This window comes from Lonsdalea iberica, assembly GCF_002111585.1.
Lineage (GTDB): Bacteria > Pseudomonadota > Gammaproteobacteria > Enterobacterales > Enterobacteriaceae > Lonsdalea > Lonsdalea iberica.
This window is the reverse complement of the sequence record NZ_LUTP01000009.1, coordinates 71,882-89,832: the sequence shown is the minus strand read 5'-3', so window position 1 is coordinate 89,832 and position 17,951 is coordinate 71,882. Positions and strand designations below refer to the sequence as shown.

At 54.2% G+C, this 17,951-nt stretch carries 13 protein-coding genes and 1 pseudogene; 2 read left to right on the top strand and 12 right to left on the bottom strand.

Going from position 1 to position 17,951, the window contains the following annotated elements:
• Nucleotides 1-7 precede the first annotated feature (7 nt).
• From AU511_RS05415 to licT, 5 genes and pseudogenes are all read right to left on the bottom strand, one after another.
• The gene (locus tag AU511_RS05415) at nt 8-1,600 is read right to left on the bottom strand and encodes a carbohydrate porin (RefSeq protein ID WP_094109026.1); all 1,593 of its coding nucleotides are present in this window, start codon (nt 1,598-1,600) and stop codon (nt 8-10) included.
• 135 nt (nt 1,601-1,735) lie between these two features.
• Nucleotides 1,736-3,430, bottom strand: coding sequence for an alpha-L-rhamnosidase-related protein (locus AU511_RS05410; RefSeq protein WP_205756424.1), 1,695 nt, complete (start codon nt 3,428-3,430; stop codon nt 1,736-1,738).
• Between the two features lie 95 nt (nt 3,431-3,525).
• Nucleotides 3,526-4,918: pseudogene (locus AU511_RS05405) on the bottom strand (glycoside hydrolase family 1 protein).
• 27 nt (nt 4,919-4,945) lie between these two features.
• Entirely contained in the window at nt 4,946-6,832 is a 1,887-nt protein-coding gene (bglF, locus tag AU511_RS05400) for a PTS beta-glucoside transporter subunit IIABC (protein WP_094109025.1), read from the bottom strand.
• A 265-nt stretch (nt 6,833-7,097) separates the two neighbouring features.
• The gene (gene licT, locus AU511_RS05395; protein ID WP_094109024.1) at nt 7,098-7,952 is read right to left on the bottom strand and encodes a BglG family transcription antiterminator LicT; all 855 of its coding nucleotides are present in this window, start codon (nt 7,950-7,952) and stop codon (nt 7,098-7,100) included.
• 647 nt (nt 7,953-8,599) lie between these two features.
• On the opposite strand from licT, the gene pykF reads away from it, so the two are divergent.
• Entirely contained in the window at nt 8,600-10,012 is a 1,413-nt protein-coding gene (gene pykF / locus AU511_RS05390; protein WP_094099804.1) for a pyruvate kinase PykF, read from the top strand.
• Between the two features lie 334 nt (nt 10,013-10,346).
• A complete protein-coding gene (locus tag AU511_RS05385) occupies nt 10,347-10,583 on the top strand; it encodes a major outer membrane lipoprotein (protein ID WP_026740320.1) in 237 nt (78 codons plus the stop codon).
• 175 nt (nt 10,584-10,758) lie between these two features.
• Here AU511_RS05385 and AU511_RS05380 read toward each other — a convergent pair whose 3' ends face one another.
• The 7 genes from AU511_RS05380 to sufA all read right to left on the bottom strand — a co-directional run bounded on the left by AU511_RS05380 (nt 10,759) and on the right by sufA (nt 17,675).
• Entirely contained in the window at nt 10,759-11,760 is a 1,002-nt protein-coding gene (locus AU511_RS05380; protein ID WP_094109040.1) for a L,D-transpeptidase family protein, read from the bottom strand.
• 248 nt (nt 11,761-12,008) lie between these two features.
• Nucleotides 12,009-12,425 carry a cysteine desulfuration protein SufE gene (sufE, locus tag AU511_RS05375; RefSeq protein WP_094099803.1) on the bottom strand — a complete coding sequence of 139 codons (417 nt, stop codon included), beginning with the start codon at nt 12,423-12,425 and terminating at the stop codon, nt 12,009-12,011.
• Nucleotides 12,426-12,444: 19 nt separating this feature from the next.
• Nucleotides 12,445-13,671 (bottom strand): cysteine desulfurase SufS, encoded by a 1,227-nt coding sequence (gene sufS, locus AU511_RS05370; RefSeq protein WP_094109023.1) that lies wholly within the window; start codon nt 13,669-13,671, stop codon nt 12,445-12,447.
• Complete coding sequence (gene sufD, locus AU511_RS05365) at nt 13,671-14,963, bottom strand: Fe-S cluster assembly protein SufD (protein ID WP_094099801.1); 1,293 nt, start codon at nt 14,961-14,963, stop codon at nt 13,671-13,673. Before sufD ends, sufS begins: the two co-directional genes overlap by 1 nt.
• Nucleotides 14,938-15,684 carry a Fe-S cluster assembly ATPase SufC gene (gene sufC, locus AU511_RS05360; RefSeq protein WP_094109022.1) on the bottom strand — a complete coding sequence of 249 codons (747 nt, stop codon included), beginning with the start codon at nt 15,682-15,684 and terminating at the stop codon, nt 14,938-14,940. The genes sufD and sufC overlap by 26 nt, the downstream gene beginning before the upstream one ends.
• Nucleotides 15,685-15,777: 93 nt before the next feature.
• Entirely contained in the window at nt 15,778-17,289 is a 1,512-nt protein-coding gene (gene sufB / locus AU511_RS05355) for a Fe-S cluster assembly protein SufB (RefSeq protein WP_094099799.1), read from the bottom strand.
• Between the two features lie 14 nt (nt 17,290-17,303).
• Entirely contained in the window at nt 17,304-17,675 is a 372-nt protein-coding gene (sufA, locus tag AU511_RS05350; RefSeq protein WP_026740327.1) for a Fe-S cluster assembly scaffold SufA, read from the bottom strand.
• Between the last annotated feature and the right edge of the window lie 276 nt (nt 17,676-17,951).

The following is a 17,951-nucleotide window of genomic DNA, read 5'->3' as shown; positions in this document are numbered from 1 at the left end:
CGCCGCATTACCACCAGACTTCAGCCTGCACGCCCAGGCTGAACTGGTCGTCTTTGTCGTCTTCGAAACTGAACTGAGAAATGCCGTTTTCCAGCGATTTCAGATAGCTGGCGTAAAAACGAATCTCCGGACGAGAGGTCAGCATGCTAGTGCTGACTTTAAGGGTGTGGAACAGCGTGGTTTTGTATCCCGACTCACGATAGTTGACCCCGCCGGCTTTGTTGGTTTGGCTAAAATAGGCCAGCTCGACGCCGGTCTGGTTGTATTGATCCCAGATATACGCGGGACGGACGACTGCACGGAACGTTTCGAAATCGGTATGCGCGCCGGTCTCATAGCTATACAGATCGTTGCCGCGGCCATAGACCAGCGCGTTGGCCATGATCACGTCGGGATGCAGGTAGGTTTCCCCCTGCGAGATCAGCCGGAAGGCGGTCCCCCCGGTATGTTCGCCATAATAATATCTGCCGTCGCCATAATCCGGATTGGCGTCGGATATCCGCATGAAGCCACTGGCGATCGAGTTACTGGCGTACTGAAGGGCGAATTCATTAAATCCGCCGTTGTCGAGTGTCTGCCGAAGCACGCCGGTTGCCAACCACGCGTCTTTCAATTCGAAATAATTGCTCGAATGCTGGCTGTCGCTTTCATTCGCGGTGTTGTATTTGCCATCAATTTCCAGCGTCGCCTTATCCCAGAGCGGAATTTCCCGGTAGCGAAGGTCAATCGCATTGGTATTCACCTGCGTGGTGGAGGTGTAGGCCTTATTGTAGAGATCCAGATCTTGGCGCAATAACGCCATATCCAGTTTCCCAACGCCCACATCAATATTCTCCAACCCCACGGCGCCAGCCGAATCCGCCTTATGCGCTTTCCAGTCCAGCATCTGGATTTCGTAGTTTTTCAGGTAGTGTTTCCCGACCCAGAACGTCGCCTCAGGTAGAAACGGAATAAAGCCCGTGGTGGTGAGGTACATGTCGGAAAATTGGAGCAAGTTGTCGCTGTTGGAATCAAAGACGCCGTTGCTGTATGACTGCCCCACATTGCCATCGAGCCATACGACGGCATGCGCCGTTTTGCCGTCCTGATCGTAGACGCGTTGGTTCAGGATCAAATCGAACCAACCGCTGTGCTCGTTGCCGAAACGGCCCAGAGACCCTACCGCATAAGACTTGGGTACGCCGCGCGATGAGGTGGCCCAACCAGATCGAAAATACCCCGAGTAGGTAAAGCCGATGTCGTTTTTCACGTAATGGCTAATGTCGCCGAGCGTCATCGACGTTGATGAAACGGTAGCGTTACTGGTGCTGGCGTTGGCCGCAGTGGAGGACGACGCAGGTGTCGCCTTCGCCGTGTTCTGGGCGTTCTTGTTCGCGACCGTCACGTTGACGTCGCGCTGCTTCGGCGCCGTATCTTGTTGGGCCTGACTGGCGGCGATTTTATATTCCTGCAACTCTTTTCGGGTGGCGTTTAATTCCTTTTCAAGCAGTTCGAGACGTTCCTCCACGGTTAATTTCGCGGCCAGCGCGTGATAAGGCACACCGGCGTAGAGCAGAGCCAGCGTGATGACTTTTACGGATACAGAGTTAATTTTTATCATTATGGTGGTTCCAATGTTGATTCGCGGTGGGCGCAAACTCGCCTGTCCGCTATTCCCGGTCAACGTGCGTTGCTCAACGTTTTTATTCGAAGCGGCGATACTCCGCCGCTCACCTTGAACGCTTTTTAAATCTGCTCATCCGCGCACGAAACCGCGGCGGATAAAGTAACTGGGGGTACAGCTCCAGGCATGGCAGTAACTGTCGATTTGTTTGCTGCCATAGGGAGACGACATCGGTTTTTTAGGATCAAACGCTTCCCAGAAGGTATTGGTCCCGATGTTGATCATTGCGCCCCAATACGCCTCCACCAGCGTTCGCGCTTCTTGGCTCAGCCCACAATGAATGAGCGCATCGACCATGTGGTGGTATAGGTAAGGCGTCAGCGGCCGAATGGCCTGGGGTAGCGACATAACGCGGGTCAAGGCTTGCGCCATCTGCGATTCAGGCAGCACGTCGGCCAGCGCCATCCATGCCTGAGATGCCCAGGAGATTTGTCGCTGCTCGCCGCTGACAAACACGCCCTGCTTTTCATCAAACAGCCCGCGTGCCGCCTGCTTCATCCGCGAAACGGTCTCCTCCAGATGCGCGACCTCGGCATCTCTTCCCAGCGATTTCGCCAGTTCGATGCCCTCCTGACAGCTGTAGATCAGTAGCCCCTGGATCGCCGCCTGTTTATCGAGACCGTTTAACGCCGCGCGTTGATCCGATCCCGGATTCCAGTCGATAAAGACATAATCCTTTTCCGGGGAGACAAACAGCCCTTGCGCGTTGACATTCTTCAGCGCCAACGCCAACTGTTGTTTCGCCACCGGCCACAGCTCTTGGGCCGTCGCGGTGTCACGGCTCGCCCGCAGATAGTCGCGCACGATGCTGCCGAACAAAGCGGCATAGTCGATCAGCACGACTTCGCCCCTACGCGGCTCCGGCTGTTCATAGACGCAGGCCGTGATATAACCATCGTCCCGCTGTAGCCCGGCGAACAAATACAGGCAGCGGCGAACCAGGGCGGTGTTGTTGAAGCTCACATAGTTGACCATCGCCTGCAGACGCAGATCGCCGACCCATAACCGCCGATCGCGCTTTGGTCCGTCCTCGAAGACGGTCTGCATACATTCGTGCAATGTCCGAATGCTGACGTGATCGATATTCCGCAGCAGGTCGCTGTCATAGCGCGCCGGCGCCAGCCGATCCTGACCGGCGGAAGAGACCGCCCTCACCTGTAGTTGGCTGAACGTGACGCTGAAATTCGTCGACGTGGAGACGATCTCGATGTTGACGAAGCGGAACGCGTGGCGGCGCTCAATCCTGACCTGCTGCGGCAGAAAATCGACATTCAGAATTTCATCCGGTAACCAGGAAGCGCTGATCCAGCCGTTGTAGGGGTAAAGCGGTTGCGTCACATCCGTGACGACCTCTCCGAAAATCAATCGCAAACGCACCGGCGCGTCACAGGAAATGCCCTGCCATCCCAATGAAAACGTAAGATAGCCGGTATAGTGCTCGCCAAAATCCACGATAAAACTGTCGCCGGTCTTGAAACGCTTGTTTGCTAATTCGCCCACGTCATACTGCTGCGTCATCGCCACGCCCAACAGGTGCTCGGGCGCTTCCCGAGGCGCGACGACGTTCAACGCGGAATAAGACACTTCGGACAGCGACGGTTTCAGCACTTCCGCCATCGCGACCCAATGCTGCTGTCGGGTCAGCGCCGTCGGCCGGTCGCCGCCCGTCTTCGCCGCACCTGGCGTCTTATCCGCCCCGCGTGACGGCGCGATATGGGCGCAGGCCGCGGCGACGGCCGCGTGGATCAACAACTCTCTTCTATTCATGGTTATCAGCCACCTTCTTGGACGGGCCTGCCGCCGCGGCCGCATAGCCCGTAGTCAGAGCTTAAGGCATGACGGACGCCATGCCCGCCCGTCGGTCACTTCAGCGCGTCACCGTTGCTACGAATGACCGATTGATACCAGTAGAAGCTCTTCTTGCGCTTACGCTCCAGCGTGCCCGTCCCCTGATCGTCCCGGTCCACATAAATGAAGCCATAGCGTTTGGACATTTCCGCCTTGGAGGCGCTCACCAGATCGATGGGTCCCCAACTGGTATATCCCAGTACGTCGACGCCGTCGGCGATCGCCTCGCCCACCTGCACCAGATGATCGTTGAGGTACTGAATGCGGTAGTCGTCGTTGATGGTGCCGTCGGCCTCCAGTTGATCTTTCGCTCCCAGCCCGTTTTCCACGATAAACAGCGGTTTCTGATAGCGGTCGTACAGAACGTTAAGCAAGTAGCGCAAACCTTCCGGGTCTATCTGCCAGCCCCATTCGGAGCTTTTCAGATGCGGGTTGGGGATCATGTTCAGGATGTTGCCGCGCGCTTTCTGGATTTCTTCATCGTCCTGAGTGACGCAGCCCGTCATGTAGTAGCTGAATGAAATGAAATCGACCGTTTCCTTCAGCGCCTGGATGTCGTCCTCTTCGATGTGCAGCGCAATTCCCTGCTCTTTGAAAAAGCGTTTCATATAGGCGGGATAGGCCCCGCGAGCCTGAACATCGCCGAAGAACAGCCATTCGCGGTTTTGGCGCAGGCTTTCCATGACGTCGTCCGGTTTGCAGGTCAGCGGGTAGAGCATCGCGCCCAACAACATGTTGCCAATCCGCGCATCGGGAATGATTTCATGGCAGGCTTTAACCGCCTTGGCGCTGGCGACCAGTTGATGATGGATAGCCTGGTAGATAGCGGCTTTGTCGCTGTCCGGCGGCAGACCGACGCCGGTAAACGGCGCATGTAGCGAGACGTTGATTTCGTTGAAGGTCAACCACAGCTTGACCTTGTTACGGTAGCGTTCGAAGACGGTGCGGGCGTAGCGCTCGAAACAGTCGATCGTTGCACGACTGCCCACCCCCGACACGCTTCACCAGTCCATAGGGCATTTCATAATGCGAGAGCGTGACCAGCGGCTGAATATCATGCCTCGCCAGTTCATCGAACAGCTTGTCGTAGTAGGCCAGTCCGGCTTCATTGGGCGTCAGCTCGTCGCCCTGCGGGAAAATACGCGTCCAGGCGATGGACACGCGCAGGCAACGAAACCCCATTTCAGCGAACAGCGCGATGTCCTGCGGATAACGGTGATAGAAGTCGATGGCGACATCCTTGATGCTGCTGTCGCCGGGTTGTCGCTCAACAATATCGCCGAAGATCCCGCGAGGCTGCAGATCCGACGTTGAGAGTCCTTTGCCATCGTCCTGATAGGCGCCTTCCACCTGATTGGCGGCAATTGCGCCGCCCCATAAAAAGTCTTTCGGAAAACGAGCGTTCATTAAGTTTCTCCTGTACACGAGTGTGAGTTAATGCACCAACGACAGCAGCGGCGCGCGTGCAACGACTGCGCCGCGGGCTAACGGCAGCACATCCAGATAGCTGTCGCTGTTGGAAATAATGACGGGGGTCGTCAGGTCATATCCGGCAGCCGCGATCGCCTCGGCGTCGAATGTCAGCAACAGATCGCCCTGCTTGACGATGTCGCCGATAGCGACATGCGGCGTGAAATGTAGACCGTCCAGTTTCACCGTATCCACACCAACGTGGATCAGCACTTCCGCCCCGTTATCTGCGGTCAGGCCGATGGCGTGATGCGTTTTGAATAGCGATGCTACCGTGCCGTCTACCGGCGCATATAGCTTGCCTTCTTCAGGCACAATCGCGATGCCTTTCCCCAGCAGCCCACTGGCGAAGGTGCTGTCGTTAACTTTTTCCAACGGGATTACCTGCCCCGTCAAAGGGCTGGCCAGCGTTTCCGTGCGGACGCCCGGCGCAGGGTCGACTGTCGCAACTGTCGGTGCATCTTCTTTGGGTGACAACGCTGCGGCCGGGATACCAAACAACCAGCTGGCTACAGCGGCAAAGAGGAAGGCCAACGCCGTGCCGACAATGGCCGCCCACACGCTGCTGTTGAAGCCTTCGGGGGGAATAATCAGAGTGAAAGTGAAGATACTGGGCAAGCCAAAGGAGTAAATGGCGGAGTGGAAATAGCCCATAATGCCCGCGCCGATGGCGCCGCCGATGCAGCCGAAGATGAACGGACGACGCAGCGGGAGCGTAACGCCGTACACGGCCGGTTCGGTGATCCCGAAGATCGACGCCGAAAAAGCAGAACCGGCAATACCTTTGAGTCTGGCATCCCGGGTACGCAGCAGCACGCCTAGCGTTGCCCCCGCCTGCGCCAGCACGGCCGGCGTCAACAGCGGCAGCAGCGTATCGTGTCCCAACACGCTGAGATTGTTCAACATCAGCGGCACCAGCCCCCAGTGCAGGCCGAAAATCACACAGATCTGCCAAATCGCCCCCATCACCGCGCCTGCAACGACCGAATTGAGGCTATAAAGCCACTGATAGCCGCTGGCCAGCAGCTCGCTGAGCCAGGTTGCGCAAGGGCCGATCACCAGAAAAGTCAGCGGCACCGTAATGCAGAGGCACAGCAGCGGCGTCAGAAAATTACGGACATTGGCATGCAGCAGCGCGTTGCATTTTTTTTCCAGTTTGGACGATACCCAGCAGGCGAAAATAATCGGGATGACCGACGAGCTGTAATTTAAAAACGTGATGGGGATGCCCAGAAATGTCATCGGCTGATAATCGACTGACTGCATGGCGTTAAATGCAGTGATCATCAAGGGATGCACCAGCGTTCCCCCAATAACCATCGTCGTGTACGGATTGCCGCCGAACTTTTTACCCGCGGTGTAGCCCAGAATCACCGGGAAGAAATAAAACAGCGCATCGCTGGCCGCGAACAAAATTTGATACGTGCCATGACTTGATTCCAGCCACCCCAGCGCCTGACATAACGCCAGCAGGCCTTTGAGTATGCCTGATGCTGCCATCACACCGATAAATGGCGTGAAAATACCCGCGATAAGGTCAATGAAACGGGAAAACAAACTGTCTGATCTGTTCTCTTCCTGCGAGGCGGCGCTTTCGCCGTTGTCCATTCCCGCCGCGGCCGCAACGTCGCGATAAACGTCGCTGACATGATTGCCGATGACGACCTGAAACTGACCGCCGCTTTCCACCACCATAATCACGCCGGGGTTGTTTTTCAGCGTAGCGGCATCAGCTTTGGCACTATCCTTGAGTTTAAAACGCAGGCGAGTGGCGCAATGCAGGACGCTGCTGATATTGTCCCGGCCACCAACACCCTCAACGATCTCACTGGCTAACATCTTATATTCCATAGGACATTCCTTAATGCGGGTCACACAGACAGAATAAATCCGACATGACTGGCGAGGCTGTTTTCAAGACGAAAAAAAACCTGAATCACTTCCCCGGCGGTCTCATGACCACTTAGGAAGCGATTCAGGTTTCGCCTGCATAGCCCAAAGGCAAATGCAGTAACAATCCAAATCTTGCGGGTCAGCTTGCGGGGTTTTGATCACCCAGGCAAGCGACTTTAATTAGCTGACAATGAATTTGTGATGCACGACACTCCTTTGTTTTTTACTCCTCGGGCTCTTGTCCGGAGATATCCGCACGCACTCTTTCAATATGAATAGTCAGGAACATCAGCTCCTCCTTCGTCAAAACATAATTATACTGCCGATGGATGTGTGTCTGGATCTTTTCCGCGCAGGCATAGGACTGAGCATACTTCTCTTTCACGACATCATGCAGCGACTCGTCATCGCTGGAGACCGGATCATGCCCAACCAGCCGCTGCGCAAAAAATTTGAGGTGAGTGACAAACCGGTGATAACTGAGCGCCTGCTCATTGTAGTCCACATCCAGGTGGTATTTGACGATATTGAGTATCTCCTGCATCACCTTGGTGATCTGAATCACCTCCGGCATCTGGCTGTCCAGCTGCGCGTTGACCAGATGCAGCGCGATAAACCCGGCTTCGTCTTCCGGCAGACGAACGCCAAGGCGGCGATGGATGATCTCCAGCGCCTCCAGCCCTACCGAAAACTCTTTTTGATATAACCGTTTGATTTCCCATAGCAGCACATTGCGAATATCCACGCCCTGTCGATGACGCTCAATGGCGAAGTGACAGTGGTCGGTCAGCGATACATAAATGCTGTTTTGCAGCTTCCCCGGGAGTTGTTCCCTTGCTAGCGCGATAATTTTGTCCGCGGTGGTGAACACCTCAAGCGGTATTCCCTGCAAAATCTCGCTCAGCCGCGAAGTGAGTTCGCTGCTGCGCAGTTCAAATACTTTCTCTACCAGCGCCTTATCGAGGCGATCGCCAATCTGTTTTTTGAAACCTAGCCCTCGCCCCATAACGACCTGTTCGTTATGGCGCTCATCCAAGACGGTTACGACATTATTATTGAGTATTTTGGCTATTTTCATTTTTTACGTACCCTGGAAACAAAAAGACCAGACACCCACTCTTCTACGAGCGAACATCTGGTCTTGCCTGCCGTCAGCAGTAACAACCCTGGTCCTCATCATCAACCTCCCCTCAGACTCTCTCAATATGCATCACCAAGAAACGTGACGGAGATCGACTCAAAGATTAAAATTTACACATTATTTGCTTCAATACCCACAGAGATAGCGAAATATGGCGCAGAATCATCGCATTGCATGATTTATATCTGCTAGAAAATATGATTGCAGAGAGATTGCGCAACACCAGTGCGCAAAAGTGAAAAATCACTTATTTTTTTGCGTAAACGCACTAAAATGTAGGTTATCATACTGCCTCACCGCTTGTTTCTCATCACTCAGCAACTATAATACGGGCGTTGTCTTATTGAATGGTTTCAGCAAACTACCGTGCCAAGATTAATAACAAGTTTTAAAACGGTATTACCTCGTTTCATCCACTCTTTTAGGATGATATCTGACCCTGAGTGCCTTCAAAATTTCGGTTGCTGTCACTCTCTGCACTCAACATGTTCTGTCTCTTTTTTCAGCAAATCCCTATCGGGGGTTAGCACCCTTAACCGCCGGTTCCCATTTTTATCCATCACAACTTGTAGAAATTAACCGTTATGAAAAAGACCAAAATCGTTTGTACTATCGGCCCTAAAACTGAGTCCGAGGAAATGCTGGCCAAGCTGTTGGACGCAGGCATGAACGTTATGCGCCTGAACTTTTCTCACGGTGACTACGCCGAACACGGTCAACGCATCACCAATCTGCGCGCCATCATGCAGAAAACCGGCCAGAAAGCCGCCATCCTGCTGGATACCAAAGGTCCGGAAATCCGTACCATGAAGCTGGAAAACGGCGCCGACGTTTCTCTGTCTGCCGGACAGACCTTCACCTTCACCACCGATCAGAGCGTCATCGGTAACAAAGATCGCGTAGCGGTCACCTATGCAGGGTTCCCAGAAGATCTGAGCGTCGGCAACACGGTGCTAGTAGATGACGGTCTGATTGGTATGGAAGTCACTGCCATCAACGGTAACGAAGTGGTTTGTAACGTACTGAACAACGGTGACCTGGGCGAAAACAAAGGCGTTAACCTACCGGGCGTTTCCATCCAGCTGCCGGCTCTGGCAGAAAAAGACAAACGCGACCTGGTCTTCGGTTGCGAGCAGGGTGTTGATTTCGTTGCCGCATCCTTTATCCGTAAACGTTCCGACGTTGAAGACATCCGTGCGCATCTGAAACAGCACGGCGGCGAACACATTCAGATCATCTCCAAAATCGAAAACCAGGAAGGTCTGAATAACTTCGACGAAATCCTGGAAGCTTCCGACGGCATCATGGTTGCTCGTGGCGATCTGGGCGTGGAAATCCCGGTTGAAGAAGTTATTTTCGCTCAGAAAATGATGATCGAAAAATGTAATCAGGCGCGCAAAGTCGTTATCACCGCGACGCAGATGCTGGATTCCATGATTAAAAACCCGCGTCCGACCCGTGCGGAAGCCGGTGACGTCGCCAACGCCATCATCGACGGCACCGACGCCGTTATGCTGTCTGGCGAAAGCGCCAAGGGTAAATACCCGCTGGAAGCGGTCAGCATCATGGCCACTATCTGTGAACGTACTGACAAAGTCATGAAACCGCGTCTGGAACGTGCAGCGAACACCGGTCGCCTGCGCATTACCGAGGCTGTATGCCGCGGCGCGGTAGAAACTGCCGAGAAACTGGAAGCGCCGCTGATCGTAGTAGCCACCAGCGGTGGTAAATCTGCCAAGTCCATCCGTAAATACTTCCCGGATGCACGTATCCTGGCGCTGACCACCAATGAAGTTACCGCGCGTCAGTTGATTCTGACCAAAGGCGTAGAAACGCAGCTGGTGAAAGAAATCGCTTCTACCGACGATTTCTACCGTATTGGTAAAGAAGCCGCGTTGGAAAGCGGTTTTGCCAAATCCGGCGACGTTGTCGTGATGGTTTCCGGCGCACTGGTACCGAGCGGCACCACCAACACCGCTTCCGTACACCGCCTGTAATACTCCACGGCGAAAAGTCACCAATGAGTAATAAGCGCCCCTCGGGGCGCTTTTTTTATGGGTGACTTTATTTTACTTTTTTCTGCATTTCGGGCAGGGAGCCCGCTAGTCAGTTATGCTGAAAATACACATCAGATAATGCCTATTCAGAGCAATCTGATAAAAATAAGCTGTTTTCCTTACTTATTTTTCCTCTTAAGTCAAAGGCGCTGCTTCTTTGAGCGAACAATCCAAATTAAGCATGTTCTCATCAAAAATTTATTCTCATTAGAAAAAAGTTTGTGTAATACTTGTATTGCTACATGGAGATTAACTCAATTAGAGGGTATTAATAATGAATCGTACTAAACTGGTACTGGGCGCGGTAATTCTGGGTTCTACTCTGCTGGCTGGCTGTTCTAGCAATGCTAAAATCGATCAACTGTCTTCTGACGTTCAGACTCTGAACAGCAAAGTTGATCAGCTGTCCAACGATGTAACTGCAATCCGCTCTGACGTACAGGCTGCTAAAGACGACGCAGCTCGTGCTAACCAGCGTCTGGACAACCAGGTTCGCACTTACAAAAAGTAATCGAATCTGTTGAATGAAAAATGGCGCACATTGTGCGCCATTTTTTTATCTGTAAAAAGACTACCGCTGACTTATTCTCGCCACTCCCTACTCTCCTTAACGCCGCCGCCTAAAAAGGCTCCCTTTTCGGCTTAGACAGCGCGACGCCCTAATATTGATTGCCCCTACGCCAATGTTACGGCTGATGCGACGTCGAATCAGTAATACTCGTCACTGGGGCTGCATCATTAGCCGTTTGCTGAGCCGGGATCGGTTCACCGGTATTTACCAGCACAGGCATGCCAGAGCGACGCTCAATGGCGCTTTCGACAACCGCCTTATTGGTCTCTTCGTTGTTGATAAAACCTTTCACTTTCTTGCTGAGCGCGATAGGCATCGTCTGCGGGTCATCTTTATCCGTGCGGGACAATGGCTGATGAACTTCGATATAGCGCTTACCATCAGGTTCCACGGCTACTTTAATCGGCTCGTTAACGACTTGTACCCGGGTTCCAGGTTCAACCGCGTTGAACAACGCTTCAATATCATCCGCCCGCAAGCGGATACAGCCGGAGCTGACGCGCATACCAATACCGAAATTTGCGTTAGTGCCGTGAATCAGATAGACCCCACCGCTCTTCGCCATACGCATCGCAAACAGTCCCATTGGATTATCCGGCCCCGCAGGCACGACGGCAGGCAGGTCGATGCCCTGCTCTTTATAGTGCTTACGGATATTCGGCGTCGGCGTCCAGGTCGGGTTTGGATGTTTAGAGATGATGGTAGTGGTCATCACCGGCGTATTGCGCCCCAGCTGGCCGATACCAATAGGATAAACGATCACCTTATTTTGACCTTTGGGGTAATAGAACATCCGAAGTTCAGCCAGGTTGATGACGATGCCCTCACGTGGTGTATCCGGCAGCAAGATTTGGGTGGGAATGGTGAGCGTCGTTTCAGGTTTGGGAAGATAGGGGTCGGTGCCGGGATTCGCTTCCAGCATCCCCAATAAACCTATCTTATAGTCGGCTGCAATCGCCTCCAGGGAACGACCATCGTGTGGAACGACATAGGTGGTGTTTTCACCGACTAGGCGGCTATCTGGCGGAGGCAGCGGATACTCGGTAGCTTGGCCTGCTGGCATACCGCTGATGTACGACACCAGAAGCAGCCCTATAAACGTCAACGCGCGTTTCATCATCAGTACCCTTTCCTTACGGCTTGAATATTGTGATCTATAAGGTGGTGGAAGAAACTCTCGTACAGCCCTATAGACCGCTTAATCGACTATTATCGATTGAATTGTTTAACATTCAGTTCGTTGCGAAGCTAATATTAAGAATAAGAGCAGATCCCCCGCAGATCCACGGGCGAACTCTTAAAGCATGAAGGGAAAGAGAAGAACAACGGCGTCAGCATGGCGCTAACGCCGTTCAAGAGAAGCGATCAGGCCAGCTCGGCGGCCCGGCTGCGAATCGAGCGCAGCATCGCTTCCAGCCCTTGCGAACGTGAAGGGGTGAGATGCTGGGTCAACGCCAGCTCCTGGAAAAACGGCCGGACATCCAGCGAGACGATATCCTGCGGCGTCAGCTGCTGATAAAGGCTGAAAACAACGGCGATAAGTCCTTTGACGATAGCAGCGTCACTGTCGCCCTGCAGCACGACTCGACCCTGCTCATCCCGCGTCACCACGATCCATACCTGACTCTGACAGCCATTCACGCGATTGTCTTCCTGACGCAGGTCGTCGCTTAGCGGCTCCAGACGGGATCCCAGCTCCATGATGTAAAGATACTTTTCTTCCCAGTTATGACAGCGAGAAAAATTGCGTACCAGTTTCTGCGGCTCCGGCAGACTTGCCATAATATCCTCCGCGGTTAACTTAACCGCCTAATAAACCATGAATACGTTGTAGCCCGGCGACCAGCCGGTCGATATCTTCACGCTGGGTATAAACCGCCAAAGACGCACGGCACATGCTGGAAACCCCGTAGTGTTCCATTAACGGCATGGCGCAGTGGTGGCCGGTTCGGATGGCGATGCCGTACTGATCGAGGAAACTCCCCACGTCGTAGGCATGGTGCTGACCGAGGTTGAAGGCAATCACGCCTTGACGCTGTTCCGGACCGTACATGATGAGCGTCGGCACCGTCTTGAGCGCGGATACCGCATACTGCATCAAGTCGGTTTCGTAACGGTGGATCGCTTCGCGTCCTATCGCAGAAACGTAATCCAAGGCAGCACCTAATCCCATGATCCCAGCGGTGTTGGGAGAACCCGCTTCGAAGCGCCAGGGCGCATCGGCGTAAGTCGTTCCTTTGGTGAGGCTAACTTCGCGAATCATCGAGCCCCCGCCTTCCCACGGCGGCATTGACTGTAACAACGCATGTTTGGCATACAACACGCCAATCCCCGAAGGACCATAAATCTTATGGCCGGAGAATGCGTAAAAGTCACAGTTCAACGCCTGAACGTCGACAGGCTCATGCATGATCGCCTGCGCACCGTCCAGCAACACCTTCGCGCCGACGCTATGAGCCAGGCGAACGATATCCTGCACCGGGTTGACGGTTCCCAGCACGTTCGAAATGTGGGTAACAGAGACTAAGCGAGTCCGTTCATCCAACAATTCTGGCAACAAAGCAACATCCAACTCACCGTCGGCCGTCAATGGTACAACGCGAATTTCGATACCATGCGTTTGGGCCAGCATCTGCCAGGGAACGATGTTCGCATGGTGCTCCATGCCGGTAATCACCACGTTGTCGCCGGGCTGCATGAAGGTCCGCCCGTAGCTGTTGGCGACCAGGTTGATTGCTTCTGTGGTACCGCGTACGAATACGATCTCTTCCGCAGACTCCGCGTTAATGAATGACGCCGTCAATGTACGCACATCTTCCATCGCCGTTGTCGCCCGGGCGCTTAACGTGTGAATGCCGCGGTGAACCGCGGCATATTCGTTGCGATAAAAATCCAGCTCACGGTCGATGACCGACTGCGGCTTTTGCGAACTGGCCGCGCTGTCCAGATAGACCAGCGACTGACCGTTGACTTCCTGTTTCAGGACGGGGAAATCTGCCCGGACGCGTTCTATCGGGTAATCACTCATTACTGACCTCCCGCGGCGCCGATGAGGCGTTCCGCTATGCGTTTGATCACGACGTCGCGCAGGGCGTCGTCAGAGATCGCTTCCGTCAGTTCGGCGGCAAAAGCGAAGATGATCATTTGTTGCGCGTCTTCACCACTGATGCCGCGGGCGCGCAGGTAAAACAGCTGCTCTTCATCGATACGGCCGACCGTCGCGCCATGGCTGCATTTGACGTCGTCGGCGTAGATTTCCAACTGCGGCTTGGTGTCGACTTCCGCCAGACGGCCCAACAGCAGGTTGTTGTTGGTCATCTTACCATCGGTTTTCAGCGCATGAGGCGCCACCTTGATCATGCCATTGAAGACCGCCTTGGCGCGATCGCGGACGATCGTTTTATGCAACTGACGACTTTCGCCATTGCCCTGATTATGTTCCAGATAGGTTCGCGTATCGCAAACCTCGCTGCCACGCGGCAGGATCAGGCTATTGATGGTCAGATTGGCCCCTTCGCCGTTCATCTGCGCGCTGGTCTGATGTCGGGTCAGCCCCGCCCCCAACAGGAAACTGTGGCTGGAAACGCGCGCAGCGCGCGCCATCCGCACATCATTATGGGCGAAGTGGTAACCCGCCGCCGCTTCGAACGCCAGCTTATAATGCGTCACGTCGCAGTTTTCACCCGCGTCGACGGTCAGACGAGCACCGCTGAAATGTGCGCTCTCATCCAGACTGACATAGTGTTCAACCACCGTGGCGGCGGCGTTCGCGCCGACCTGCAGATCGTGACGATGGTGAACCGTGTTCAGTACCGCGCCGTCCCCGGAGCTGATATGCAGCAGATACAGCGGCTTTTCGGCCTGTACGCCAGCGGCAAGACGAATCTGCGTGCGCTCGGCGGCCAGACTCTCGGTAAGATGCAAAAAGACATCCGGCTGAATCGGTGCGGCCATCGGCAGCGACGCGGGGGATGCGGCTACTTCCACCTGGTAAGGCCCCAAGTCGGCGTCGCTGAGCTCAGGACTCAGGCGTCCATCGACGAACACCATGCGCCACGCATCCAGCGGCAGTGACAGCGCATCGCGCTGCACCGCATTTACCGTCCGCGCGGCGGGTTCGGTAAATTCATGGCTGAGCAAGCCGTCCAGCGGCGTGTATTTCCAGTGCTCCTGACGGCGGTTTGGCACGCCCAGCTGCAACACCTGCTGCCAGTGTTCGCCCGCTTCTTCAGAACGCGCTCCGGCGCTGTCGAACAACCGCTGCCACTGCTGCAGCGCCTGCGACGCTTTCGTATTACTGTTGGTCGGTAAGCCAGCCATAGCCCTGCTCCTCCAACTGTTTAACCAAACTGAAGTCGCCGGATTTTACAATGCGGCCCTGATACAGCACGTGAACGAAGTCCGGCTTGATATAGTCCAGAATTCGCTGGTAGTGGGTGACGATGATGAACGAGCGCTTTTCGTTACGCAGCGTGTTGACGCCGTTAGACACGATTTTCAGCGCATCAATATCCAGACCGGAGTCGGTTTCATCCAAGATGCACAGGTCGGGTTCCAACGCAGCCATCTGCAGGATATCGTTACGTTTCTTCTCACCGCCGGAGAAACCCACGTTGACCGAGCGGGTCAGCAGGTCCGCCGGCATGTTCAGCAGCTTAATCTTTTCTTCGATAAAGTCTTCAAAATCGAAGCGATCTAGCAGCTCCTGCTGGCGATATTGACGAACGGCGTTGACCGCGGTCTGTAAAAAGAACTGGTTGCTGACGCCCGGGATTTCAACCGGGTACTGGAACGCCATGAAAATGCCTTCGCCTGCGCGATCTTCCGGCGACAGTTCGAGCAAATCTTTACCTTTAAACGTGACGGAACCGGAAGTCACTTCGTAATCTTCGCGCCCAGCCAACGTGGCGGACAACGTGCTTTTACCGGAGCCGTTCGGCCCCATGATGGCATGGACTTCGCCAGGTTTGATTTGAAGATTCAGCCCTTTGATAATTTCTTTTTCTTCGACACTGACTCTTAAATTTTCAATATTCAACATACTTTATCCTTCAGACGCCTTTGCCGCAGGCGCTCGTCTTATAGGCACCGGAGTGCGTGTGTTCAATAGGTGACATTGTCACTTTCACAGCTATTAGCCCACGCTGTGCTCAAGGCTTATGGCCAGGAGCTTCTGGGCTTCCACCGCAAACTCCAGCGGCAGTTCGGAGAAGACATCCTTGCAGAACCCGTTCACGATCATTGAAATCGCATCGTCTTCGCTGATACCGCGCTGCAAACAGTAGAACAGCTGGTCTTCACCGATTCGAGACGTCGTTGCTTCGTGCTCCAGCTGCGCCGTATTGTTTTTTACTTCCACGTAAGGAAATGTGTGCGCGCCGCACTCGCTACCGATCAACATTGAGTCGCACTGGGTGAAGTTACGGGCGTTCGTCGCGGTCGGCATAATTTTTACCAATCCACGATAGGTGTTCTCGCTGCTGCCCGCCGAAATCCCTTTCGAAATAATGGTGGACCGCGTGTTTTTCCCAATGTGGATCATCTTGGTGCCGGTATCCGCCTGCTGATGGCCGCTGGTCAGCGCCACAGAGAAGAACTCGCCGACCGAGTTGTCTCCGCGCAGCACCACGCTGGGATATTTCCAGGTGATGGCGGAGCCTGTCTCAGACTGCGTCCAGGACATTTTCGAACTTTCCCCAGCGCACAGCGCGCGCTTGGTCACAAAGTTCAGAATCCCGCCTTCGCTGTCTTTACCCGCGAACCAGTTCTGGACCGTGGAATACTTCACTTCCGCTCGGTTATTAATGATCACTTCCACGACGGCGGCATGCAGCTGATAGCTGTCACGCACCGGGGCTGAACACCCTTCGATATAGCTGACGTAGCTGTCATCGTCCGCGATTAGGATGGTACGTTCAAACTGACCGGTTTTGGCGGCATTGATGCGGAAATAGGTCGACAGCTCCATCGGACAGCGTACCCCTTTCGGGATGTAGACGAACGTGCCGTCGGAAGCCACAGCGGCGTTCAACGCGGCAAAGAAGTTATCGTTGGATGGCACCACGGTGCCCAAATATTTGCGCACCAGCTCCGGATGTTCCTGAATCGCTTCGCTGAACGAACAGAAAATCACGCCATGTTTAGCCAGCTCATGACGATAGGTCGTGGCGACGGATACGGAGTCGAAGATCGCATCCACGGCCACCTCTTTACCTTCACGTACCGGCACACCAAGCTGCTCGAACGCCTTTTCGACCTCGGTCGTCAGGTAATTCTGTTCGTGCAACGTGCTGGCGCCGTCTTCACCGGACTGCTGCACCGCGCCGGGCTGCGACCCGCAGGTGTCGTCGCATTGGCCGCAGGATGGCGCGGAATAATAGCTGTAGTCCTGATAATCAAGCTTGTCGTAATGCGCCTTCAGCCAGTGCGGTTCTTCCATTTCCAGCCACGCTCGGAAGGCGTTGAGACGAAACTCAAGCATCCACTCAGGTTCGTTTCGCTTGGCGGAAATCGCACGCACCACTTGTTCATTGATACCCCTGGCCAGCTCATCCGTCGCCAGTTCGGTGAAGAAGCCCTCTTTGTAGCGGCCGTCGCCGAGCCAGATCTGTACATCATCGGATACATCTACGTTACTACGCGCCATAATAGTGTCGCCGCTTAGAGCCCAAAGCTCTCACCACACCCGCAGGCGTGTTGAGCTTTAGGGTTGTTGAATTTAAACACCTGATTCAAGCCTTCATGGACATAGTCCACTTCAGTGCCGTCGATAAAAGGCATCGCCTTGAGAGGAACGTAAAGACGGGCGCCGTCGCGCTGAAACACTTGCTCGTCAGCATCAGGCTGTTTGATCATATCCAACACGTAACCAAAGCCCGCACACCCAGACTGCTTCACACTCAGTCGTAGCCCCTGAACTTCGGGGTCCTGTTGCATTAGTCGAACAATATGGGCGGCTGCGCTTTCAGTCAGCGTGAGTCCCTGCCAGACATTTTCATCCAGTGAAAATGTCTCTACATTTTGCGATTGCATGGGAATTACCTCGTCTCTCTAAATTTTCCGCTTTCAGCGGATCTGCCCTAATGGTAGTGATAATAGTGAGGGGGCTTCAACCTCGTGATTTCTAGGGCTATAGGGCACTCCGGCCCGAAACACCGGTTTTTTTAACCTCCCCGAAAACGTCCGGGGCCGATTCACGGGTCGCCGCTCACTCTAACCGCATGAAATAAAAGAAAAATAATTGGAACTGAAGTGTTCGCGCCGGTGGATTATTCAACATTTTATTATCATAAGTATAACATCTATCGC